This is a genomic window from Streptomyces sp. G45 (genome assembly GCF_049542095.1).
GTDB lineage: Bacteria > Actinomycetota > Actinomycetes > Streptomycetales > Streptomycetaceae > Streptomyces.
The window spans coordinates 2,130,842-2,153,089 of record NZ_JBMUZU010000001.1 but is presented as its reverse complement, the minus strand read 5'-3'; the positions used below and the strand labels follow the sequence as shown (position 1 = coordinate 2,153,089).

The window sequence follows — 22,248 nt, the reverse complement described above, 5'->3', positions numbered from 1 at the left end:
CTAGAAGTACCCCTCGCGCTTGCGGTCTTCCATCGCGGCCTCGGACAGCTTGTCGTCGGCCCGGGTGGCGCCCCGCTCGGTCAGCCGGGACGCGGCGATCTCGGCGATCACGGCCTCCAGGGTGAGGGCGTCGGAGTCGACGGCGCCCGTGCAGGACATGTCGCCGACCGTGCGGTAGCGGATCAGCCGCGTCTCGACGGCCTCGCCCTCCTTCGGGCCGCCCCAGTCCCCGGCGGTCAGCCACATGCCGTCGCGCCGGAACACCTCCCGCTCGTGCGCGAAGTAGATGCCGGGCAGCTCGATCTTCTCCCGGGCGATGTACTGCCACACGTCCAGCTCGGTCCAGTTCGACAGCGGGAACACCCGCACGTGCTCGCCCGGCGCGTGCCGCCCGTTGTACAGGTTCCACAGCTCCGGCCGCTGCCTGCGCGGATCCCACTGCGAGAACTCGTCCCGCAGCGAGAACACCCGCTCCTTGGCCCGCGCCTTCTCCTCGTCCCTGCGCCCGCCGCCGAACACCGCGTCGAACCGCTCGCTCTGGATCTTCTCCGTCAGCGGCAGGGTCTGCAGCGGGTTGCGGGTGCCGTCCGGCCGCTCCTTGAGGACGCCCCGGTCGATGTAGTCCTGTACGGACGCCACGTGCAGCCGCAGGTTGTGCTGCGCGACCGTGCGGTCCCGGTAGGCGATGACCTCGGGGAAGTTGTGCCCGGTGTCCACGTGCAGCAGCGCGAACGGCACCGGCGCCGGGGTGAACGCCTTCAGCGCCAGGTGCAGCATGACGATCGAGTCCTTGCCGCCGGAGAACAGCAGCACCGGCCGCTCGAACTCCCCCGCCACCTCGCGGAAGATGTGCACCGCCTCGGACTCCAGGGCGTCCAGATGGCTCAGCGCGTACGGGCTGTCCGTGCCCTCGTCCGCGACCTCGGTCGACCCGCTCACGCTGTGTCCCTTTCGTTCGCTTCTCCGCCTGCGCGGCGCAGAGGCGCGGCCATCGTCGTCGTCTGCGGCTGAGCGGCCGCGCACGCGTCGCTCACAGGAGACCCCTCTCACCCAGCAGCGCGTACACCGCGGCCGCCGACTCCGCCACCGTCTGGTCCTGCGACTCGATCCGCAGGTCCGGCGAGTCCGGCTCCTCGTAGGGGTCGTCGACGCCGGTGAGCCCGGAGATCTCGCCCGCGGCCTGCTTGGCGTACAGGCCCTTCACATCGCGTACGGAGCACACCTCGACCGGCGTCGCCACGTGCACCTCCAAGTAGGGCGTGCCGCCCGCCTGGTGGCGCTTGCGGACCGCCTCGCGGCTGTCGGCGAACGGCGCGATCACGGGGACGAGCACCAGCACCCCGTTGCGGGCGAGCAGTTCGGCGACGAAGCCGACGCGCTGCACGTTGGTGTCGCGGTCCGCGCGGCTGAAGCCGAGGCCCGCCGAGAGGAACTCGCGGATCTCGTCGCCGTCGAGCACCTCGACCGCACGGCCCTCGGCGCGCAGGGCGCCCGCCAGCTCGTTCGCGATGGTGGTCTTGCCCGCGCTGGGCAGGCCCGTGAGCCAGACGGTGGCTCCGGTCGTCACGTGGGTCTCCTGGGGGTCGGGGGTCGGTGGGGTCCCTGGGGTCGCCGTGGCCATCAGCCGTGGATCCCGCACTCGGTCTTGGCGCGCCCGGCCCAGCGGCCCGCGCGGGCGTCCTCGCCCTCAAGGAGGCGGCGGGTGCAGGGCGCGCAGCCCACCGAGCCGTAGCCGTCCATGAGCAGCGGGTTGGTGAGCACGCCGTGCTCGGCGACGTACGCGTCCACGTCGTCCTGCGTCCAGCGGGCGATGGGGGAGACCTTCACCTTGCGGCGCTTGGCGTCGAAGCCGACGACCGGGGTGCCCGCCCGGGTCGGCGACTCGTCGCGGCGCAGCCCCGTCGCCCACGCCACATACGGCTCAAGGCCGCGCTGGAGGGGTTCGACCTTGCGCAGGGCGCAGCACAGGTCGGGGTCGCGGTCGTGCAGCCTCGGGCCGTACTGGGCGTCCTGCTCGGCCACCGTCTGGCGGGGCGTGAGCGTGTGCACGGTGACGTCCATGACGGCGGCGACGGCGTCGCGGGTGCCGATGGTCTCCGGGAAGTGGTAGCCGGTGTCGAGGAACACCACGTCCACGCCCGGGCGCGCCCGGGACGCGAGGTGGGCGACCACCGCGTCCTCCATCGAGGAGGTCACGCAGAAGCGGTCGCCGAAGGTGTCGGCGGCCCAGGTGAGGATCTCCAGGGCGGACGCGTCCTCAAGATCGCGCCCGGCGCGCTCGGCGAGCGCCGCCAACTCCTCGTCCGTGTACGGCTGCTGAGCGGTCGTCATATTCGGTCCCCTTCGGCGTCGGTGCGCTGAAGCCCCCGGGCGAGCAGCCCGAGGAACTTCAACTGGAAGGCGCGGTTGCAGGCCGCGCATTCCCAGGCGCCGTGGCCCTGCTCGCCGGGGCGCAGGTCCTCGTCGCCGCAGTAGGGGCAGTGGAAGGGGGCGGCGCGCTCGCTCACGACAGGGCCTCCTCGCTGGCGCGGGCCGCCCAGGCGGCGAACCGCTCGCCGTCCTCGCGCTCCGCCTGGAAGCGCCTGAGCACCCGCTCCACGTAGTCGGGCAGCTCGTCCGCCGTGACCTTCAGGCCGCGCACCTTGCGGCCGAAACCGGCCTCCAGGCCGAGGGCGCCGCCGAGGTGCACCTGGAAGCCCTCGACCTGGTCGCCGTTCTCGTCGAGGACGAGCTGGCCCTTGAGGCCGATGTCGGCGACCTGGATGCGGGCGCAGGCGTTCGGGCAGCCGTTGAGGTTGATGGTGACCGGTTCGTCGAAGTCCGGGATGCGGCGCTCCAGTTCGTCGATGAGCGAGGCGCCGCGCGCCTTGGTCTCGACGATGGCGAGCTTGCAGAACTCGATGCCGGTGCACGCCATGGTGCCGCGCCGGAAGGGGGAGGGCCGGGTGGTCAGGTCCAGCGCGTCCAGGCCCGCCACCAGCGAGTCGACCTGGTCCTCGGCCACGTCGAGCACGATCATCTTCTGCTCGACGGTGGTGCGCAGCCGGTCCGAGCCGTGGGCCGCGGCCAGGTCGGCGATCTTCGTCAGCACGGTGCCGTCGACGCGGCCGACGCGCGGCGCGAAGCCGACGTAGTAGCGGCCGTCGCGCTGCCGGTGCACGCCCACGTGGTCGCGCCAGCGCTCAAGCGGCTGCTCGGGCGCGGGCCCGTCGGCGAGCTTGCGCAGCAGGTACTCGTCCTCCAGGACCTGGCGGAACCTGGCCACGCCCCAGTCGGCGACGAGGAACTTCAGACGGGCGCGGTTGCGCAGGCGGCGGTAGCCGTAGTCGCGGAAGATCGAGATGACGCCCTCGAAGACGTCGGGTACGTCGTCGAGCGGCACCCAGGCGCCGAGCCGCTGGCCGATCTTGGGGTTGGTGGACAGGCCGCCGCCGACCCACACGTCGAAGCCGGGGCCGTACTCGGGGTGGCGCACGCCGACGAACGCCACGTCGTTGATCTCGTGCGCCACGTCGAGCAGCGGCGAGCCGGAGATCGCGGACTTGAACTTGCGCGGCAGGTTGGAGAAGGCCGGGTTGCCGATGACACGGCGGTGGATCTCCTCGACGGCGGGCGTGCCGTCGATGATCTCGTCCTCGGCGATCCCGGCGACCGGCGAGCCGAGGATCACGCGCGGGGTGTCGCCGCAGGCCTCGGTCGTGGACAGGCCCACGGCCTCCAGGCGGCGCCAGATCTCCGGCATGTCCTCGATGCGGATCCAGTGGAACTGGATGTTCTGCCGGTCGGTGATGTCGGCGGTGCCGCGCGCGAACTCCTGCGAGACCTCGCCGATGACGCGCAGCTGCGCGGTGGTCAGGCGCCCGCCGTCGATCCGCACGCGCAGCATGAAGTACTCGTCGTCCAGCTCCTCCGGCTCCAGGACCGCCGTCTTGCCGCCGTCGATGCCGGGCTTGCGCTGGGTGTAGAGCCCCCACCAGCGCATTCGGCCGCGCAGGTCGTTGGGGTCGATGGAGTCGAAGCCGCGCTTCGCGTAGATCGTCTCAATGCGTGTCCGCACATTGAGACCGTCGTCGTCCTTCTTGAACTGCTCGTTGCCGTTCAGCGGCGTGAGGTGGCCCGCCGCCCACTGGCCCTCGCCGCGGTGACGGCTCGCCTTGCGCCGGGGCGCGCCGGGAGCGGCGGTCGCGGGACTTTCCGGGGTGGCAGCCATGGGGTACGTCCTTCACAGCGGGCTGAGAGCGGCTCTGACCTGCGCACTCGCGAAGAAGGCGCGGTGGTGCGCGGGGCGGGGTCAGACAGGGGAAGCGGGGAGAACCGGGAGAAGAGCGGCGGTGCTGGGTCTCTCAGCTCGCCGGACAGATGGCGCTGGACACGCGGACGAGGTCGACGTGACGTCGACTCACCAAGGCGATTCCGGCGCGAGACATGGCGAAAGCGTGGCATGGGCCTTTCGGCCTAGTCCACCGTCGTCCACACTTTGGACGAGTCTGTCTCGCATGCCGGTCAGGGTCCTCGCGGGGGGCGCCCCAGACCCGCCCCTTTCCCGAAACCATGGGGCCAGCCCCCTGGCACCCCCGAATCGGCGCTCCGCGCCTCGCCCTCAAACGCCGGACGGGCTAGAGAGACCATCCGCCCCGAAAGGGGCGGGTGGGCGGGGAACATCCGCCGCGGTAGCGGCGGATCACGGTCAGCCGACGACGGCGAGAGGACAAGACCCAGCCCGTCCGGCGCTTGAGGACGAGCCGCGCAGCGGCGATGGGGCTGCCGCCGGACTCAGGGGTGGGCCCCCGGCCAAGGACCCGGCGTCAGCCGCTCCGGCTCCTGCGAGACCTCCGTGTGGAAGAGCTTGAACCCCCGCCGCAGGTAGTTGTCCATCGCGTGCTCGCCGTCGAGGCTGCACGTGTGCAGCCACACCCGCTTCGTCGGCGGCAGCGAGGGCCACCGCTCACCGAGGTCCCACGCCCGCGCGGTCCCGTACGACAGCAGGTGCCCCCCGATCCGGCGGCCCCGGAACGCGGGGATCAGCCCGAAGTACACGATCTCGACGACACCGCCGTCCTGCGCCTGCAGCTCCACGTACCCCGCGGGCGTCCCCTTCTCGTAGGCGACCCAGGTCTCCACGCCCGGCTGGGACAGGTGCTCCTGCCACTGCGCGTACGTCAGACAGAGCCGGTCGACCCAGTGGATGTCGCCGCCGACGGCGGAGTACAGGAAGCGGCTGAACTCGGGCGAGGGCACCTCGGCCCGGACGATCCGCACGTCGCCGTCGGGCGCGGCCGCGGGGAGCAGGTCGGTGGGAGCCGTCTGCTCCAGGGACCAGGTGGTGAGAGTGATGCTCATGGCGGCCATCGCATCACGGCGGCCCGGTCGGCGGCCACACCCGCCGCCCGCCCCCGGCCCCCTCATGACTCGTGTCACCCCGCACGGGTACGGCCCGTGAGCGCGCCGTGACGTCAAGGCACCGCGCCCGCCCGGGCCCGCGCCACCGCCGGGGCCAGCGAGTGCGGAAGCAGCCGCGCCGGATCGTCCGGCAGGACCAGCTCGACCTCGGCGTCCTCGTGGAAGCGGTAGGGCCGATGGGCGAGCAGCCCGCCCAGATAGCGGCGCACGCGGGACAGTTCGGCGCGCACGGTGACCGTGCGCGCCGGGTCGCCGAACAGGTCCTCGGCGAGGCCCGCCGCGCTGCGGCCCGCGCGGTGCGTCCCGAGCAGGTACAGCAACTCGGCGTGGCGCGGCGACAGCTCGTGCGTCCAGCAGCCCATGGTGCCGGTGACGGCGAGCGACCAGCGGTGCGGGGCGCTGACGTCCACCACGATCCGGGTGGCGGCGTCCCGGTCGGGCCCGCCGTCGTCCTCGACGCGCAGCAGCCAGCCGCCGGGCAGCGGCGCCACCGCGCACTTGCCGAGCGCGGGCAGCCAGGTCCGGCCGTCCGTCAGGGACTTCGGCAGCGGAATCCGGTTCACCGGCGGCATGCCGGTGACGGCGGCCGTCCAGCCGTGCGCGTCCACCGCGACGGCCCGCCCGCCGAGCCGGGCGAGCAGCGGCGCGGCCACCGAACGCAGCTTGTCCAGGGCGGTCAGGTGCTCCTCGCGCAGCCGCGCCTCGGCGAGCTTGGCGACGGACCCGACGAGCGCGAGCGTCGCCGGGTGCACGGTGTCGAGCGGGCCGCTGATGTCCACCACGCCCAGCAGCTGCCCGTCGCGCGGATCGGTGATGGGCGCCCCGGTGCAGGTCCAGTGGTGGTGGGAGCGCACGAAGTGCTCGGCGGAGAACACCTGCATGGGCCGCCGGGTCACCAGCGGCGTGCCGATGCCGTTGGTGCCGACGACGCTCTCGCGCCAGTCCGCGCCGACCTCGAAGCCGTGCCCGTCGGCCATCTTCAGGACGGACCGGTTGCCCTCGCGCCACAGCAGCCGCCCCTCGGCGTCCGCCACCACCATGATGTGCTGCGCGACGTCCGCGACGGACAGCAGCCCCTCGCGCAGCACCGGCAGGATCTGCTTGAGCGGGGACGCCTGCCGCCGCCGCTCCACCTCGTCGGTGTGCAGCACGCCCGCCCGTACGTCGTGCTCGGGGTCGACGCCGGTCTCCAGCATCCGGTCCCAGGACGCCGCTATCAGCGGGCGCGGCCCGACGCGGGGGCGCTGCCCGGCGAGCCGCGCGTCCCGGGCCTCCCGCAGCAGCCGCAGGGCCTGCGCGGCGTTGACGGCGGTCAGCCGGTCCAGGTCGAGCGTCGCGTGCGTGTTCATCACCGGTTCCTCCCGCTCCCCGCGCAGGCCGACTCGGGGGACGTACTCATCGTGCCCCTCCCGGCGCGCCGAAGGACACGCTTCTGCCAGGTCGTTGAAGGCCGAAGTTGCAACCCCCTGCAACTCTGGCGAACAGTCGTGCGGTGTCTGAAACTTGGCGTGCGCCGCCCGCGTGCGGCGCCCGTCCCGACGGGACCTGAAGACCGGGGGTGGTGCCGTGTCGGCGCAGCACCACCCCCGTGACAGCAACCCGTCGGGGTCCGTCCTCCCCCGGGCCTTTGCGAGCCCTTCTCGCACACGGAAGGGCTCGGCAGAGGTGGCGGAGCACGGCCGCCCGCCGGGCGCGCGGGCCTGAGCCGTCAGAGGTGGACGGCGGCCCGGTCGACGACGGCCCCCAGGTCCAGGCTGTGCGGCAGCGTACCGAACGCCGAGCCCCAGTCCCCGCCGAGCCGCGAACCGCAGAACGCGTCCGCCACCGCGGGCGGCGCGTACCGCACCAGCAGCGAGCCCTGGAGCACCAGGGCCATCCGCTCCACCAGGCGCCGCGCCCGCGCCTCGACGCCCTCCAGGTCGGCCAGCTCGGTCAGCAGGTCCTTGATCGCGCCGTCCAGGCGGTGATCGGCGCCCCGGGCCGCGCCCACCTCCTCCAGGAACGCGTTCAGCGCCAGCGGCTCACGCCGGAGCGCCCGCAGCACGTCCAGGGCCTGCACGTTGCCGGAGCCCTCCCAGATGGAGTTCAGCGGCGCCTCGCGCAGCAGCCGCGGCATCCCCGACTCCTCCACGTACCCGTTGCCGCCCAGGCACTCCAGGGCCTCGCCCACCAGCGGCGTGCACCGCTTCGTCACCCAGTACTTCGCGGCGGGCACCGCGATCCGCAGGAACGCCCGCTCGCGCTCGCCCCCGTCGTCGTACGCGGCGGCGAGCCGCAGCGCGAGCGCCGTCGCCGCCTCGGACTCCAGGGCCAGATCGGCGAGGACGTTGCGCATCAGCGGCTTGTCGACCAGCTTGCCGCCGAAGGCCTCGCGGTACGTGGCGTGGTGCGTGGCCTGCGCGACGGCCTGGCGCATCAGCGCCGCGGAGCCGATGACGCAGTCCAGCCGGGTCGCCGCCACCATCTCGATGATGGTGCGCACCCCGCGCCCCTCCTCGCCGACCCGCCGCGCCCAGGTCCCGTCGAACTCCACCTCGCTCGACGCGTTGGACCTGTTCCCCAGTTTGTCCTTGAGCCGCTGGATGGCGAATTCGTTCCGCGACCCGTCCTCCAGGACGCGCGGTACGAGAAAACAGGTGAGCCCGGCGTCCGCCTGCGCCAGGACGAGAAATCCGTCGGACATCGGAGCGGAACAGAACCACTTGTGCCCGACGAGTTCATAGGCGCCGTCCTCGGCGAGCGCCCGCGCCCGCGTCGTATTCGCGCGCACATCGCTGCCGCCCTGCTTCTCCGTCATTCCCATGCCGAAGAGCGCGCCCGCCTTCTCGGCGGCGGGCCGCAGCCCGTCGTCGTACACCGTGGAGGTCAGCCGCGGCTCCCACTCGGCGGCCAGCTCCGGATCGGCGCGCAGCGCGGGCACCGCCGCGTGCGTCATCGACACCGGGCAGCCGTGCCCGGCCTCCGCCTGCGTCCACACCAGGAACCCCGCCGCGCGCCGCACGTGCCCGCCGGGCCGCGTCCAGGCGCCGGTCAGCCCCGCCGAGACGGCCTTCCCCAGCAGCCGGTGCCACGCCGGGTGGAAGGACACCTCGTCGATCCGGTTGCCGTACCGGTCGTGGGTGTGGAGCACCGGCGGGTTCTCGTTGGCGAGCGCGCCCCACTCCTGCGCCTGGGCGGAACCCGCGGTGCGCCCGAGCAGGGAGAGCTCCGCGCGGGCCCCCTCCAGGAGCGCCGGATCGAGATGACGTTCGACGGCTTCGACGAGCGCGCGGTCGCACGTGAAGACGTCGTATCCCACCAGGGGCGGAGCCTGGTTGGTCACTGTGTGGGTGGTGGCTGCCATGCCGATACGGTAAGGAGGTGCACCAGGCAAAAGAAACACCCGGGCGCCCACCGGGCCGCTGGAACCGGGCCCGCGCTCTCTACCGCAACGTCTCCAAGCGCAGGACCGCCTGGCTGCTGCTGAAGGACACCGTCAACTCCTGCATCGAGTACCGCGTCCTCGGCCTCGCCGCGGAGGCGGCGTTCTTCACGCTGCTGTCCGTGCCGCCCCTGCTGCTCAGCCTCATCGGGCTGCTCGCGTACGTGGACCGGTGGACGGGCGCGCACACCATCCAGAGCGTGGAGAACAACATCCTGGAGGCGTCCCGCACCATCCTGTCCGAGAAAGGCGTCCGGGAGATCGCCCAGCCGATACTCGAGGACGTCATGAAGGTCGGCCGCCCCGACGTGGTCTCGATAGGGTTCCTCTTCGCCCTGTGGTCCGGCTCGCGGGCCGTGAACGTCTTCATCGACACCATCACCGTGATGTACGGGCTCGACGGCACCCGCGGCATCGTCAAGACCCGGCTGCTGGCCTTCGGCCTCTTCCTGGTGGCCCTCGTCATCGGCTCCGTCGCGCTGCCGCTGATGGTGGCCGGGCCCGACGCCGTGGTGAAGCTCGTGCCGGGCTCCGCGACCGTGGTGCAGATCCTGTACTGGCCCGTGGTGATCCTGCTCTCCGTCGTCTTCCTGACCACGCTGTATCACGTGTCAGTGCCGGTGCGGTCCCCGTGGGTGGAGGACATGCCCGGCGCGCTCATCGCCCTCGGCATGTGGGTCCTCGGCAGCTTCCTGCTGCGCATCTACCTCACCAGCACGGTGGAGGGGCCCACCATCTACGGCTCCCTCGCCGCGCCCGTCGCCGTGCTCCTGTGGATCGGCGTGTCCGCCTTCGCCGTGCTCGTCGGCGCGGCCGTCAACGCGGCGATCGACCGGGTGTGGCCGTCCGTCGCCACGGCGGCGGCGCGGGCCGCGCAGGACCGGGTACGGGAGGCGCGGGCCGCGGAGCTCGTCGCGCGGGCGGCGGCGCGGGCCGCCGAGGATCCCGACGACCCCGACATGCCCGCGGAGTTCCCCGAGCGCTGGTCCCGCTTCCTCCCCCCGGAAGACGTCACGGGCCGCCTCCGCACCCCCCACACCCGCCGCCAGGACCCTTAGCGGGGGCTCGCCCGCGAATCGGCCTGGCGGCCTCGTCCTCAAGCGCCGGACGGGCTGGATCGTGCGTCCTCGCCGTCGTCAAGCCGCCGCGCTCCGCCGCCCGCTCGTCCCTTTGTCCCACCCGCCCGCCCCCTCCGGGGCGAGCGGGTGGGATCAAGCCCGCCCGGCGTTTGAGGACGAGCGCGCAGCGCGATGATTCAGCCCGTCCGGCGTTTGAGGACGAGCCGCGAAGCGGCAATCGACGGGGGTGCCAGGGGGCGGAGCCCCTTGGTTTCGGGAAGGGGCGGGGTGGGGGAGAATTCACCCCTTCCAGACCCCCGTTTCCGCGGCCTCCCGGACGAAGTCCGAGAATTCCCTCGGCTCCCGCCCGAGTACCTCCCGCACCCCGTCGGAGACATAGGCGTTGCGCCCGTCCAGATTCTCCTCGAAGAACTCCACGAGGAATTCCACCTCCGCCTCCGACACCGCGAACTCCCGCAGCGCACCCCCGTACTCCCGGGCCGACACCGGCACGTACTCCAGCTCCCGCCCGCTCACCGCGGCGATCTCCGCCACCGCGTCCCGGAACGACAGCAGCCGCCCGCCGCTGACCTCCAGGACCTGCCCGGCGTACCGCTCACCGGCGGTGAGCACGGCGACGACGACGTCGGCGATGTCCCGCACGTCGATGAACGGCTCCAGGACCTCACCGGCGGGGAAGACGAACCGCCCCTCGCGCAGGCCGTCGACCAGCGGACCCTCGCTGAAGTTCTGGGCGAACCAACTGGCCCGCACCACGGTCCACCGGGCGACCCCGGACTCGGCCAGTGCCCGCTCCGTGGCGACGGCCTGGGGCTCGCCCCGGGCGGACAGCAGCGTCAGGTGGCGCACGCCCAGCTCGGCGGCCCGCCGCCCGAGCGCGCCCACGGCCTCGGCGGCCCCCGGCGCCCCGACGTCCGGCTGGCAGACCAGGAACGCGGCGTCGGCGCCGCGCAGCGCGTCCGCCCACGTCGAGGGGTCGGACCAGTCGAAGCGGACCTCCGCGGAGCGGGAGGCCGCCCGCACGGTCAGGCCCGCCGCGCGCGCGGCCGCCGCCACCCGGCTCCCGACCCGCCCGGTCGCACCGGTCACCAGCAGGGTCAGGGCGCTGCTCCGGGCCCCCGCGTCCGCCGTCTCGTTCGCCGTCCCGGCCGTCGTCCCGGCCGTCGTCTCGTTCGTCGTCTCATTCGCCGTCTCGTTCGTCATGGAGAGCAGTCAACTTCCGGGCCGCCGCGAGGGCCATCCGCCAGCGGCTCAGCCCCATACGCCTGCGTCTACGCTGCCCGCATGGACGTACTCGCAGGCTTGCTGGAGGGCCCGCGCGCCCGGGGGCCTTCATGATCCGGGCGCTGTTCGAGCCGCCGTGGGCGGTGCGCATCGCGGACGAGGCGCCGCTGTCGGTCATGATCATGGTGCGCGGGGAGGCGTGGCTGGTGCCGGAGGGCACCGACGGCGGCGCGGCCCAGCGCATCCGGCCCGGCGACCTCGCCATCGCCCGCGGACCCGACCCCTACCTCGTCGCGGACCAGCCCGGCACCCGGCCCCGCGCCGAGATCCTGCCGGGCCAGCGCTGCGTGCCGCTGAACGGCACGCCCGACGGCCACTACGGGGACCTCGGGATGCGCGCCTGGGGGCAGCCCGGCGGGTCCACGCAGATGCTGATCGGCACCTACCGGATGCACGGCGAGATGACCGGGCGGCTGCTCGGCGCGCTGCCGCCGCTGCTCGTGCTGCCCACCGAGGTGTGGGACTGCCCGCTCACGCCGTACCTCGCCGAGGAGATCGGCCGGGACGAACCGGGCCAGGACGTCGTCCTCGACCGGCTCCTCGACCTGCTGCTCATCGCGGCCCTGCGCGCCTGGTTCGCCCGCCCGGAGGCCGCGGCCCCCGCCTGGTACCGGGCGCTCGGCGACCCCGTCGTGGGCCCCGTCCTGAAGCTGCTCCAGAACGACCCGGCACACCCCTGGACCGTCGCGTCGCTCGCCGCCGAGGCGGGCGTCTCCCGGGCCGCGCTCGCCCGCCGCTTCAGCGACCTCGTGGGCGAGCCGCCCATGACGTACCTGACCAACTGGCGGCTCGCGCTCGCCGCCGACCTGCTGCGCGACGGCGAGCAGACCATCGCCGCCATCGCCCGCAAGGTCGGCTACGGCAGCGCGTTCGCCCTGTCCAGCGCCTTCAAACGGGTGTACGGCGTCAGCCCCCAGGAGCACCGCACGGGCGCCGCGTAGCCTGGACCCATGACGCCCTTGTCGAGGCGGCAGCAGCACGCCCCGCGCCCGGCCGCGGCGTACGCCGAACGGCCCTCACCGGCTCTGCCCGGCGCCGTCGTCTGGACCAAGGCCGCCGCCACCGGCGGCACGGCCGCCGCCGTCCTGCCCGACGGGTGCATGGACCTGCTGTGGACCGAGGGCAGGCTGTTCGTCGCGGGCCCCGACACCCGCGCCTACCTGCCGGGCCCCGCCCACCCGGGCCGGTACGTCGGCGTCCGCTTCGCCCCCGGCACCGCGCCCGCGCTGCTCGGCGCGCCCGCCCACGCGCTGCGCGACCAGCGCGTCGACCTCGCCGACCTGTGGGGCGCCGCCGACGCCCGGCGGCTCACCGCGCGCGTGGACGCCGCCGCCGACCCCCTGTCCGCCCTGGAGCGGATCGCGGCCGAGCGGCTCGCCGCCGCGCCGCCGCCCGACCGGCTGCTCGCCCGGGTGGTGGAACTGCTGCGCGCGGGCCGCGGCGTCGCCGAGACCGCCGACGCCGTCGGGCTCAGCGCCCGGCAGCTGCACCGCAGGGCGCTGCCCGCCTTCGGCTACGGGCCCAAGACCCTCGCCCGGGTGCTGCGCCTCCAACGGGCCCTGACGCTGGCCCGCGACGGCCTGCCGCACGCCGACACGGCCGCCGCGGCGGGCTTCGCCGACCAGGCCCATCTGGCCCGCGACGTCAAGGACTTGACGGGCCTCACCCTCGGCGAACTGCTGGACCGGGGCTAGGCCGCCCGGGGCGCGAAGAGGTCCACGCCCGTGCCGTCCGGGTCCAGGACCACCGCGTACCGCTGCCCCCACTCCGCGTCGAACGGCTTCAGCTCCGCCCGGTACCCGGCGGCCACCAGGTCCTCGTACACCGCGTCCACCCCCGTCGGCGTACCGCAGTGGAAGGCGAGCCCCACCCGGCCCGCACCGGTGGGGGAGCGCCATCCGGGGTGGAAGGAGCGGACGGTGTCCTCGGTGTCGAGGGCGAGCCGCAGGCCGCCGGGCAGCACCGCCTCGACGTGCGGCAACTCCTCGGCGCCGGGGGCGAATTCGAGGCCCAGGCGGCGGTAGAAGGCGAGCGCGGCCGCCATGTCCGAGACGACGATGCCGACCAGGTCGAACCGGGGCGTGACGCGGGGTGTGGTGGTGTCGCTGTTCATGCCGGGAGCGTAGGCGCGCGCCCGGCGCGCGGTCTTGAAGGAAACGGACACGCGCCACGGCCGTCTCGCCCGGCCGACTGTCGAAGGCCCCGATTCCTCGCTACGGTGGGCACATGGGTATCCCTGGCGAGAACCATCTGGCGGCAGCCGTCGTGGCCCACCGGGGCCGAGTCCTGCTGGTCCGGCGCAGTGAGACCGAGCGGTTCCTGCCGCGGGTGTGGGGGGTGCCCTGCGGAAAGCTCGAACCGGGCGAGAGCCCCCGCGACGGCGTCCTGCGCGAGCTGAAGGAGGAGACCGGCCTGCTCGGGCGCGTCGTGCGCAAGGTCGGCGAGTCCTCCTTCGTCAGCACCTACCGCGGGCGCGAGGTGAAGAACTGGCAGGACAATTTCCTCGTCCGCCCCCTCAGTTTCGACATCACGCTGCCCCTCCCCGACCAGGCGTACCGCTGGCTCACCCCGGACCAGCTGCACACGGTCGAGATCGACGACTACAACCTGGACATCGTGCGCCAGGCCCTCACCCGACTGGGCGAGCGCTCAGCCGCCGCCTGACCCGCCCGGCCCACTCCACGCGTCGGGCCCGCCTGACCGACCCGGCTTGACCCGACTGGCTCCCGGGCCCCTCAGGCCCCTTCGGCCGCGCCCGGCCCCTCCGCCCCGCCGACCAGCTCCGCGAGGCGCTTCAGCTCCTCCAGGTACTCCGCCACGCCCAGCGGCTCCTTCACATATGCCGTCGCCCGCCCGCCCGCGGAGTCGTCCGCGCGCTCCGGCAGCCCCGTGAACACGTCCGTGTGACGGCGCCTGCCCTTGCCCGTCTCCAGGAACAGCGTCACCGCCGTGCCCGGCGACGCGCACCACGCGCGGTGCAGCGCGTGCGGCGGCAGCGCGTACCCGCTGCCCGCCGCGTACTCCGCCGTCTGGACCAGCCGCAGCCGGGCCCGGCCCGCGGGTTCGAGCAGCCAGTCGCTCACCTCCGACAGGGACTCGCGGTAGCGCGCCGCCGTGACCGGGCCGTCCGCCGCCGTCTCGTACAGCTCCATGCCGAGCCTGCCCCGCACCACGTACGACGCCAGCGGGGAGCGGTGGTTGTGGATGTCCTCGCGGCCCGCGCGCCGCGAGCCCGGATGCCAGACGTGGGCGCGCAGCAGGTGCCGGGAGCCGACGTCGACCAGGAGCAGCTTGTCGAAGCCGAGGACGTGGCGGTACGAGAGCCGGGCGCAGCCCGAGGGGTCGCCCAGGCCCGAGGCCAGCTCCGACACCAGTGCGAGGAGCCGCCCGGGGCTGCCGAGTTCGGCGACGACCGCCCGGGCCGCCCGGGCCAGTTCCTCGTCGTCGAGGCCGTCGTGTCGGTCGAGGGCCCCCTCAAGGAGCCGCCTGGCCCGCAGGACGTGCCGACCACCCATGCGGTCACTCCGCCTCTCTCTCGCTGCCGTACCGACCGCCGGGGCGCCGCCCGGGACCACGCCGGACGTCAGCCTTCCGGCTGATACATCCATACGGCATGGGCGCGCAGCGCGGAAAGCCCCTGATAGGTCATCCACAAGGGACGGCCGAGATCATGCCCCTCCCAGTTCCAGATCCCGTCGTGCTGCTGGCGCAGGACACCCTCGACGGCCCGGCCGAGCAGCGCGTGCCAGGCCTCCTCGCGGCCCTCGGTGGCGGCGATCTCCCAGGCGCCGGGCGTCAGCAGGGCCCGTACCACCCAGGCGGCCGTGAAGTGCCGCACAAGCAGCACCTCCTGGCGCCAGGAGTCCTCCGGGTGCGGGCGGCGCACCTGCTCCTGCGCGTTGAGCAGGTCCGCGCACGTGTCGTGGCCGGGCGACGGGCAGGACAGCAGCCAGCGGATGCCGTCCTCGCGGGCCGCGCGGGCGTTGGAGTCCTCGCCGAGGACGCGCGCCGCCCGGTCCAGGGCGACCACCGCGAGCGCCGTGTGCACCGGCGAGGGGCGGGACGCCGACGGGTGCGGGGCGCGCAGGCTCGGGCCCCAGCAGCGGCGGTGCTCCCGCAGCGGATCGGTGATGGTGTGGTCGACGAGGCCGTCGCGCAGCCGGGCGATGGCGGGGGAGTCCGGCGCCGCGCGCAGCAGGCCGCGCAGCACCGTCGTCACCACGTGCGTGCGAGCCAGGCCCGACGGCTCCAGGTCCTCGGTGAAGCGGGCCGCGCAGCGCGCCGCCTCGTCGGCGAGCCGCGCCGGGTCCGCGCCCGCCCGCGCCAGCGCGCCCAGCACCAGCGCCGTCACCTCGGGCCGGGGCACCGAGCCCTGCGAGCGGGCCGCCCAGCCGCCGTCCGGGAGCCGCAGCCGCCACAGCGTGTCCACCAGGTCGGAGGTGCTCAACCTGCCATCGCGCACGCCCAGTTCGAGGACGATGTGCAGGCCGTACGCCGTGCCCGTCGGGGTGGGGCGCACCGGCTGGGTCTGCTCGTCGAGGGCGTGCGGCCAGCCCGTGAGCAGGCCGCGGTGCGGGTCGTCGACGACGGCCAGCTCCTCGCGCAGCGCCGTGTGCGCGGCCGTGCCGAGCGCGGGCAGCGGGCCGGGCGCGGCGGCGCCGCCGGGAGGCGCGCCGGGCGCGGGGGCGGGCGGCGGGGCCTGCGCCTCGGACCGGGCGCGCAGCAGCGCCGCCGACAGCCAGGCGGCCAGGCCCGTGCCGACGCCGCTGACGGCCGCGATGGCGTACCGCGCGGCGTCCGCCGAAATCGCGTCCGGCAACACCCCCACGAGGGACTGGAACACCGCGTAGCCCGCGGCGGCGCAGCCGAAGCCGCCGAGCCAGCCCACGAACCGGCCCTGGTGGGAGTCGTCCGGCGGGGGCGGGGGATCCGGCCGCACCGGGCTGCGGCCGAGCTGCTGCTGTGACACAGGATGTCCCCTCCCCCCAGCGCGGCGCGTGAGTCGTCGTCCCTTCCAGTCTAGGCGTCCGCGCGCCTGTTTCTCCGGGTCACGGGGGGTTTCAAGCCCGGCGGCCCCAGGGCGCGGCGATTCCGCTCGGCCGCGTCCCGGGGCGTCGGCGCCGGATCACCGCACGGGTTCGGCCACCGAGAACGTGAACGCGAACTCGGCGGGCGCCACCCGCAGTTCGTGCTGCGGCAGCACACCGGGCCCGCACGACTGGGTGCCGATGCCGCGCTGCCCGTGGTCGAGGTGCACCCACACCGTGTCACCCGGCGTGAGGTCCGTGCGGTGGGCGGCGGCGTCCAGTTCCTCGGTGCTCCAGCGGCGCGCGGTGAACCAGAACGCGGGGTCGCCCACGACCCGCACGCCGGGCCCCGCGTGGCCCGTGCGCAGCTCGGCCCAGCGGACGTCGGCGCGCGCCCCGTTCTCCTGCGGCCGCACGTACGGGGTGTGCAGGCCGTCCACGGTGGAGCTCCAACGGCCCATGCGGGGCGCCGGGTTGGTGTCCGGGTACGCCTCCTCCGCGGTGCCGAACCAGTGCGCGTACCCGTACGCGGCGGGCAGCCCGAGCCGGACGCCGAGCCGGGGCAGCGGCACCTGCCAGTCACCCTCCGGGGTGACGGACACGGTGAGGGTGAGGGCGGTGCCGTCGGACGTCCAGCGGTAGGCGGTGCGCAGCGCGAGGTCCCGGGCGGCGGGCGCGACCCGGGTGCGCACAGTCAGCGCCTCGTCCGTCGACTCCACGCCGTCCAGGCGGTGCCGCATGCGGTGCAGGCCGAGGCTGCGCCACAGCGGGCCGTAGCGCGTGTCCGGCTGCCAGGGCGCGCCGTCGTCGTTGTCGGTGGGTGCCCGCCACACGTCCAGGCGGGGCGGCGCGGTCAGCACGACGTCGCCGAGGGCGCGCAGCGCGCCGGTGCGGGCGTCGAAGCGGCCGGGGCCGAGGCCGGTGTCGTAGCCGCGGCGCCGGGGCGCGGCGCCGGTGGCGACCGGCACGGGCGGGCGCGCGGTGACGGGGAAGTCGGCGCGCGCCACGCAGTGGTCCAGGGCGGTCCAGTCGGTCTCCTCGCAGACCAGCGCGGACAGGTGCAGCCAGACCTCCGCGTCGGCGGCCTCGGGCGGCCGCGGCAGCTTCACCTCGACGCTCTGGCCGGGGCCCAGGTCCGGCGGCACGTCGAGCGGCCCGGACACCGACGGCACGTCCCCGTCCGCCTGGTACGTCCACTCGAAGGACAGCTCCGACAGGTCCGCGACGTCGTACAGGTTGGTCACCGTGACGGTGCCGCGCGCCGCGTCGTACGCGAACCGCACGGGCTGGATCACGTACTTGTACGCGGTGAGCCCCGGGGACGGCGTCCGGTCGGGGAAGCACAGGCCGTCGCAGACGAAGTTCCCGTCGTGCAGCTCCTCGCCGAAGTCGCCGCCGTACGCGTAGCCGAGGGCGGGGTGCTTCAGGCCGTGGTCGATCCACTCCCACACGAAGCCGCCCTGAAGGCGCTCGTACGTTTCGAAGAGCCGCTGGTACTCGCTCAGGCCGCCCGGCCCGTTCCCCATGGCGTGCCCGTACTCGCAGAGAATGAACGGCAGTTGGGCGCGCTCCTCAGGCCCGCCGTCCTCCCCGCGCCCGATGCGCTCCACCTCCGCGTGGTCGGCGTACATCCGCGAGTACACGTCGGTGTACGCGCGCGACGCGTCGCCCTCGTAGTGCAGCGGCCGGTCCGGGTCGCGCTCGCGGATCCAGGCGGCCATGGCGGCCAGGCCCCTGCCCGTGCCGCACTCGTTGCCGAGCGACCAGACGACCACCGAGGGGTGGTTCTTGTCGCGCTCGACCATGCGGGCCGCGCGGTCCAGGAGCGCCGGGGTGAAGCGGTCGTCGTCGACGGGGTTGCCGCGCCAGCCGCGCATGGTGAAGCCGTGCGTCTCCAGGTCGCACTCGTCGATCACCCACAGGCCCAGCTCGTCGCACAGGTCGAGGAAGGCGGGGTGCGGCGGGTAGTGGGCGGTGCGCACGGCGTTGATGTTGTGCTGCTTCATCAGCAGGACGTCGGCGCGCATCGTGGCGAGGTCCAGGGTGCGGCCGGTCTCCGCGTGGAACTCGTGCCGGTTCACGCCCCGGAACAGCACGGGCCGCCCGTTCACCGTGAGCAGCCCGTCCTCGACGGCGACCGTGCGGAACCCGATCCGCAGCGCGATCCGCTCGCCGGGCGTGGCGAGCACCGCGTCGTACAGCCGCGGCCGCTCCGCCGACCACGGCTCGACCGGCACGGTCACGCTGTCGCCGGTGGCGATGTCCACGCCCAACTCGGGCACGGTGACGCGGCCCGGCACGTCCGCGTCGACGCGCAGCGTGCCGGTGCCCGACTCGTGGTCGTACGACGCGTGCGCGAAGAAGTCCCCGGCGGCGCCCTCCGGGCGGTGCAGCAGCGTCACGTCCCGGAAGATCCCCGGCAGCCACCACTGGTCCTGGTCCTCCAGGTACGACCCCGACGACCACTGGTGCACCCGCACCGCGAGCACGTTGTCCTCGGGGCGCAGCAGGTGCCCCACCGCGAACTCGTGCGGCAGGCGCGAGCCCTTGAAGTCGCCGAGCGGCGTCCCGTTCAGCCACACCTTCGCGCACGAGTCGACGCCGTCGAACCGCAGCGTCACGCCGCCGCCGTCGGGCCAGCCGTCCGGCAGGTCGAAGCGGCACAGGTGGTCACCGGTCGGGTTCTCGGTCGGCACCCGCGGCGGGTCCACGGGAAACGGATACATCTGGTTGGTGTAGGCGGGTGAGCCGTGGCCCTGGAGCACCCAGTGCCCGGGCACCACGACCTCCTCCCACCCCGACGCGTCGTACCCCTCGGCGGCGAACGACTCGTCCTCGGCGTCGGCGCACGGCGAGAGCCTGAAGCGCCAGCTTCCCTTGAGCGACAGCACGGCCGCGTCCGACCCCGCACACCACGCACGCGGCGGCAGACCGCCGGTACCGGGGGACACGTCCTCGTGGTAGGGCAGCAGCTCCATGACTCCATCAGAGCGTGCCGGGGTGGGGGTGCTCAATCATTTCGGGACAGGCGTTGTTGGATTCTTGCCGACGGGTTTGGACGTTTGACGCCTCGGTGGCCAGCAGGTGGCCGGTAGGTGGCGGTGTGGTGGGCGGCGCGTTGCCCGCTGATCGGATGCGTACTCCAGGGCCAGTGTGATCGCTGTCGCGCGATCGTGGCGCGGTCGATCTTGTCCGGGGCGCAGGGCCTCACCGCACGGACGGAAGGGGGCTGGGGTTTCCCGTTTCCCTCCACGGTTGGAAACGGGAAACTCCTTACATCTCGGTCGGGTTTGCGGGATGCTACTCCGGCGAGTGGGAGGACCTGAGTTCCGTTCCGGCAGGTCCTTCCGCGCGCCGAATCGGATTTTCTGTGCAACGTCCTGGACGCCGTGTCGCGACGATCTTTGGCTTGCCTCGCGCTCACTGAGCATCCTTGGCGCCGTCGTTGACTGCGGGCCTCGCTGTGGAGGTACTTGAGGTTGTGGAAGAGGTTTCCCGTGATTTCGGCAGTGAGCTTCGTCGGAGGCGGAGCGAGCGAGGGTTCGGGCTAACCGGGTTCTCTCGTCTGGTCTCCTGCAGCAAGGGTTATCTCAGCAAGGTGGAAAGAGGACTGAAAGCGGCGACTCAGGAATTCGCCGATCAGTGCGATAGCGCCTTGGGGATGAATGGCGAACTGGCGGCGCTCAACAGCAGGGGAAAGCCGAGGGGTATGAAGAGCGGCGTCATTGTCCCCGTCATGGGGCTTCCCGCCTGCCCCTCTCATTTCATGGGCCGCTCCGCTGAACTGGCTCGTATCGCCGCATACCTCAAGGGCGAAAGCAGCCCAGGGCTGTGCGTGCTCAGCGGCATGCCGGGCGCGGGCAAGACCGCCCTGGCGCTCCGAGGAGCCTGGAGCGCGGTGGCGGCCTTCCCCGACGGATGCTTCTTTCTCGACCTCGGGGAGGACGCGCCCGGGGACGCGCGGGACGTCCTCGAATCGTTGCTCAGGCTGCTCGGCGCGCCCACGGAGCGGGTACCGTCCCGGCCTGACGCGCTGGCCAATGTCTGGCGAAGCCACCTCAGAGGGAAGCGCGTGCTGCTCGTCCTCGACAACGTCCGGAGCGCGGCGCAGGTCGCTTCGCTGCTCTCGACCGAACCGGGGTGCAAGATCCTCATCACCAGCCGGAAGCGCCTGACCGCGCTCGATGACGCGACCCACGTGCCTGTCGGAGTCCTGGGCAACGGGGACGCCGACGCGCTGTTCCGCGCGGTGGGCGGGGAGCGTGCCGCGCGTGCGGCGGGGGACACCGTCCGGGCGGTCGTCGAGCAGTGCGGCGGACTGCCGCTGGCGGTACGCATCGCCGCGGCTCGACTTCGCAGCGGTTCGATGCGGACCGTCGCGGAGCTCCACGAACTGCTCTCGCACGAGGGGCGCCGGATCGAGCTGCTTGACGATGGGGACCGCAGTGTCATCGCCCCCCTGGCGGTGTCCTGCAACGAACTGTCTCCCGAGCAGCGGCGGCTGCTCGCCCTGCTGGCGCTGCATCCGGGGCCGGGTGCGGACGCCCGCAGTGTCGCGGCCCTTGCCGGTCTCGAACCGGCAGACACCGTGATGCTGCTGGACGGCCTCGCGGATGTCCACCTAGTGGTCCACGAGTCGGGCCGTGTGTCGATGCACGGTCTCGTGCGGCAGTTCGCCCGGCGCTTCCTCCTTCCGGAGGTGAGTGCCGAAGACCAGCACCATGCCGTTCAACGCCTGATCGCGCACGCTCTTCGCTTCGCCGTCGCGGCGGACAAGGTGCTCACCCCGCAGCGCTATCGGCCGCCTGTCATTCTGGATGACTTTCCCATGCGGGTGGCACCCTTCGATGACCGGGCGGCGGCTGTCGCCTGGTTCGCCGGGGAGTGGCGGTGCCTCGTCGCGCTGTGCCGTATGGCTGGGACGCGTGGGTTGCATTCCCTGTGCTGGCAATTGGCATTCGTCTTGCGGGAATTCTTCTTCCTGGCGAAGCTGTGGGGCCCCTGGATCGAGACCCACTGGGCGGCGGTCGAATCCGCGAGGGCGGCGGGGACGCGTGCCTGGCTCGCCATCAGTCTCGGCAACCTCGGCGTCGCGCACGCGGATCGGGGCGATCTGACCGTCGCCGTCGACTGCTTCCAGCAAGCATTGGCCCTGTACCGGCAACTGGACGATGAGCACGGCGTCGTCAATACCGTCTCCAACTTGGCGTGGGCCGAGATGTACTTGGGCGAGTACGGAAAGTCCCTCGACGGTCTGCGCACGGCGCTGGAGCACTATCGGCGCCTGGGAAACCGGCGCAACGCGACCATCGCGCTACGTGGCATCGCCCTGCTGGAGGCGGAGTTGGAGCTCTGTTCCGCCGCCGTCGAGCACGCACAGAGCGCTCGCGAGGAATTCTCTGCCCTGGGGCTTGAGCTGGACGTCACGATGTCGGTGAACTGTGAGGCCTGGGCTCACTTCCGAGCGGGTGACCACCGTGCCGCCGACCGCTCCTACAAGGAGGCCTTGGCGCTGGCCGAGAGCTGTGGAAGCCGTTACGAGAGGGCGCGTGCCCTGACCGGTCTCGGCAACATCCACCAGGCGTCGGGAGACAGGAAGGGCGCGGTCCGGCTATGGGCTCAGGCTGACGCCCTGTACGGCGGACTCGAACCAGTGATGCTCGGGGAAGCGCGTGTTCGACTGGCCTCCTGATGCCGTAGGCACGTCACCCGCCCCGTACACGACGCACACGACGGCCGAGGTGCTGTCGGGACTCAAGGACCTTCGCAAGGGGTTCGGCATCGATGACCCCGGTGCGCTGGCGCGGGCTGGTCACGCCCTGTGCCGCATGGCCGGAGTCGCCGATGGCGATGGCCCGGCAGTGCGCCGCGCCAAGCTCCGGGCGTACCTGCTGTCGCTGGTCGGCAGGCTTCCGGGGGAGATGGCCAGGCTCGGCTGCTGGGCCCTGGGCCTGGATGGATCGGGGACCGAGCGGTTCGGGCAGCGGCTCACCCGCATCGCGGCACAGCTCGACCGTGAACCACGCACCGCCCGCCG

General features: G+C 73.2%; 18 protein-coding genes and 1 pseudogene. 5 read left to right on the top strand and 14 right to left on the bottom strand.

From position 1 onward, the window contains the following. From cysD to ACOBQU_RS08575, 9 genes are all read right to left on the bottom strand, one after another. Window positions 1-939, bottom strand: a complete 939-nt coding sequence (gene cysD, locus ACOBQU_RS08615) for a sulfate adenylyltransferase subunit CysD (RefSeq protein WP_423625490.1) — start codon at window positions 937-939, stop codon at window positions 1-3. Between the two features lie 91 nt (window positions 940-1,030). Then, a complete protein-coding gene (cysC, locus tag ACOBQU_RS08610; protein ID WP_423625488.1) occupies window positions 1,031-1,621 on the bottom strand; it encodes an adenylyl-sulfate kinase in 591 nt (196 codons plus the stop codon). After that, window positions 1,621-2,331: a phosphoadenylyl-sulfate reductase gene (locus ACOBQU_RS08605; protein ID WP_423625486.1), complete on the bottom strand. Its 711-nt coding sequence runs from the start codon at window positions 2,329-2,331 to the stop codon at window positions 1,621-1,623. Before ACOBQU_RS08605 ends, cysC begins: the two co-directional genes overlap by 1 nt. Continuing rightward, on the bottom strand, window positions 2,328-2,507 hold the full coding sequence (locus tag ACOBQU_RS08600) for a hypothetical protein (protein WP_423625484.1): 180 nt from the start codon (window positions 2,505-2,507) through the stop codon (window positions 2,328-2,330). The genes ACOBQU_RS08605 and ACOBQU_RS08600 overlap by 4 nt, the downstream gene beginning before the upstream one ends. Then, window positions 2,504-4,210, bottom strand: coding sequence for a nitrite/sulfite reductase (locus ACOBQU_RS08595; protein WP_423625482.1), 1,707 nt, complete (start codon window positions 4,208-4,210; stop codon window positions 2,504-2,506). The genes ACOBQU_RS08600 and ACOBQU_RS08595 overlap by 4 nt, the downstream gene beginning before the upstream one ends. A gap of 133 nt (window positions 4,211-4,343) precedes the next feature. Continuing rightward, complete coding sequence (locus ACOBQU_RS08590) at window positions 4,344-4,427, bottom strand: putative leader peptide (RefSeq protein ID WP_344569275.1); 84 nt, start codon at window positions 4,425-4,427, stop codon at window positions 4,344-4,346. A 346-nt stretch (window positions 4,428-4,773) separates the two neighbouring features. Further along, the gene (locus ACOBQU_RS08585) at window positions 4,774-5,340 is read right to left on the bottom strand and encodes a GNAT family N-acetyltransferase (protein WP_423625481.1); all 567 of its coding nucleotides are present in this window, start codon (window positions 5,338-5,340) and stop codon (window positions 4,774-4,776) included. Between the two features lie 113 nt (window positions 5,341-5,453). Next, a complete protein-coding gene (locus ACOBQU_RS08580; protein WP_423625479.1) occupies window positions 5,454-6,749 on the bottom strand; it encodes a GAF domain-containing protein in 1,296 nt (431 codons plus the stop codon). Window positions 6,750-7,108: 359 nt separating this feature from the next. Beyond that, window positions 7,109-8,743 carry an acyl-CoA dehydrogenase family protein gene (locus ACOBQU_RS08575; protein ID WP_423625478.1) on the bottom strand — a complete coding sequence of 545 codons (1,635 nt, stop codon included), beginning with the start codon at window positions 8,741-8,743 and terminating at the stop codon, window positions 7,109-7,111. 17 nt (window positions 8,744-8,760) lie between these two features. On the opposite strand from ACOBQU_RS08575, the gene ACOBQU_RS08570 reads away from it, so the two are divergent. Beyond that, a complete protein-coding gene (locus ACOBQU_RS08570; protein ID WP_423625475.1) occupies window positions 8,761-9,879 on the top strand; it encodes a YihY/virulence factor BrkB family protein in 1,119 nt (372 codons plus the stop codon). Between the two features lie 300 nt (window positions 9,880-10,179). Here ACOBQU_RS08570 and ACOBQU_RS08565 read toward each other — a convergent pair whose 3' ends face one another. Then, complete coding sequence (locus ACOBQU_RS08565) at window positions 10,180-11,103, bottom strand: NmrA family transcriptional regulator (protein ID WP_423625473.1); 924 nt, start codon at window positions 11,101-11,103, stop codon at window positions 10,180-10,182. An 81-nt stretch (window positions 11,104-11,184) separates the two neighbouring features. On the opposite strand from ACOBQU_RS08565, the pseudogene ACOBQU_RS08560 reads away from it, so the two are divergent. Then, window positions 11,185-12,125, top strand: a pseudogene (locus ACOBQU_RS08560) (AraC family transcriptional regulator). Window positions 12,126-12,134: 9 nt separating this feature from the next. Next, on the top strand, window positions 12,135-12,878 hold the full coding sequence (locus ACOBQU_RS08555) for a helix-turn-helix domain-containing protein (protein WP_423625471.1): 744 nt from the start codon (window positions 12,135-12,137) through the stop codon (window positions 12,876-12,878). Here ACOBQU_RS08555 and ACOBQU_RS08550 read toward each other — a convergent pair. Further along, complete coding sequence (locus ACOBQU_RS08550) at window positions 12,875-13,297, bottom strand: VOC family protein (protein ID WP_423625469.1); 423 nt, start codon at window positions 13,295-13,297, stop codon at window positions 12,875-12,877. The two genes, ACOBQU_RS08555 and ACOBQU_RS08550, sit on opposite strands and share 4 nt — an antisense overlap. Window positions 13,298-13,410: 113 nt before the next feature. On the opposite strand from ACOBQU_RS08550, the gene ACOBQU_RS08545 reads away from it, so the two are divergent. Next, window positions 13,411-13,848 carry an NUDIX hydrolase gene (locus ACOBQU_RS08545; RefSeq protein WP_423625467.1) on the top strand — a complete coding sequence of 146 codons (438 nt, stop codon included), beginning with the start codon at window positions 13,411-13,413 and terminating at the stop codon, window positions 13,846-13,848. Window positions 13,849-13,919: 71 nt separating this feature from the next. Here ACOBQU_RS08545 and ACOBQU_RS08540 read toward each other — a convergent pair whose 3' ends face one another. From ACOBQU_RS08540 to ACOBQU_RS08530, 3 genes are all read right to left on the bottom strand, one after another. Further along, on the bottom strand, window positions 13,920-14,699 hold the full coding sequence (locus ACOBQU_RS08540; RefSeq protein WP_423625465.1) for a hypothetical protein: 780 nt from the start codon (window positions 14,697-14,699) through the stop codon (window positions 13,920-13,922). A gap of 68 nt (window positions 14,700-14,767) precedes the next feature. Beyond that, entirely contained in the window at window positions 14,768-16,153 is a 1,386-nt protein-coding gene (locus tag ACOBQU_RS08535; RefSeq protein WP_423625463.1) for a hypothetical protein, read from the bottom strand. A 156-nt stretch (window positions 16,154-16,309) separates the two neighbouring features. Then, the gene (locus tag ACOBQU_RS08530) at window positions 16,310-19,189 is read right to left on the bottom strand and encodes a glycoside hydrolase family 2 TIM barrel-domain containing protein (protein WP_423625461.1); all 2,880 of its coding nucleotides are present in this window, start codon (window positions 19,187-19,189) and stop codon (window positions 16,310-16,312) included. A gap of 485 nt (window positions 19,190-19,674) precedes the next feature. Between ACOBQU_RS08530 and ACOBQU_RS08525 the strand changes: the two genes are divergently transcribed. After that, window positions 19,675-21,903 carry an NB-ARC domain-containing protein gene (locus ACOBQU_RS08525; RefSeq protein ID WP_423625459.1) on the top strand — a complete coding sequence of 743 codons (2,229 nt, stop codon included), beginning with the start codon at window positions 19,675-19,677 and terminating at the stop codon, window positions 21,901-21,903. The last annotated feature ends 345 nt before the right edge of the window (window positions 21,904-22,248 follow it).

Excerpts from the sequence above, each read along its gene's own strand:
- ACOBQU_RS08530 (WP_423625461.1), bottom strand. The coding sequence starts at position 19,189 with ATGGAGCTGCTGCCCTACCACGAGGACGTGTCCCCCGGTACCGGCGGT.
- ACOBQU_RS08590 (WP_344569275.1), bottom strand. The coding sequence starts at position 4,427 with ATGTCTCGCGCCGGAATCGCCTTGGTGAGTCGACGTCACGTCGACCTC.
- ACOBQU_RS08605 (WP_423625486.1), bottom strand. The coding sequence starts at position 2,331 with ATGACGACCGCTCAGCAGCCGTACACGGACGAGGAGTTGGCGGCGCTC.
- ACOBQU_RS08545 (WP_423625467.1), top strand. The coding sequence starts at position 13,411 with ATGGGTATCCCTGGCGAGAACCATCTGGCGGCAGCCGTCGTGGCCCAC.
- ACOBQU_RS08550 (WP_423625469.1), bottom strand. The coding sequence starts at position 13,297 with ATGAACAGCGACACCACCACACCCCGCGTCACGCCCCGGTTCGACCTG.
- cysC (WP_423625488.1), bottom strand. The coding sequence starts at position 1,621 with ATGGCCACGGCGACCCCAGGGACCCCACCGACCCCCGACCCCCAGGAG.
- ACOBQU_RS08565 (WP_423625473.1), bottom strand. The coding sequence starts at position 11,103 with ATGACGAACGAGACGGCGAATGAGACGACGAACGAGACGACGGCCGGG.
- ACOBQU_RS08555 (WP_423625471.1), top strand. The coding sequence starts at position 12,135 with ATGACGCCCTTGTCGAGGCGGCAGCAGCACGCCCCGCGCCCGGCCGCG.
- ACOBQU_RS08585 (WP_423625481.1), bottom strand. The coding sequence starts at position 5,340 with ATGAGCATCACTCTCACCACCTGGTCCCTGGAGCAGACGGCTCCCACC.
- ACOBQU_RS08580 (WP_423625479.1), bottom strand. The coding sequence starts at position 6,749 with ATGAACACGCACGCGACGCTCGACCTGGACCGGCTGACCGCCGTCAAC.
- ACOBQU_RS08540 (WP_423625465.1), bottom strand. The coding sequence starts at position 14,699 with ATGGGTGGTCGGCACGTCCTGCGGGCCAGGCGGCTCCTTGAGGGGGCC.
- ACOBQU_RS08575 (WP_423625478.1), bottom strand. The coding sequence starts at position 8,743 with ATGGCAGCCACCACCCACACAGTGACCAACCAGGCTCCGCCCCTGGTG.
- ACOBQU_RS08595 (WP_423625482.1), bottom strand. The coding sequence starts at position 4,210 with ATGGCTGCCACCCCGGAAAGTCCCGCGACCGCCGCTCCCGGCGCGCCC.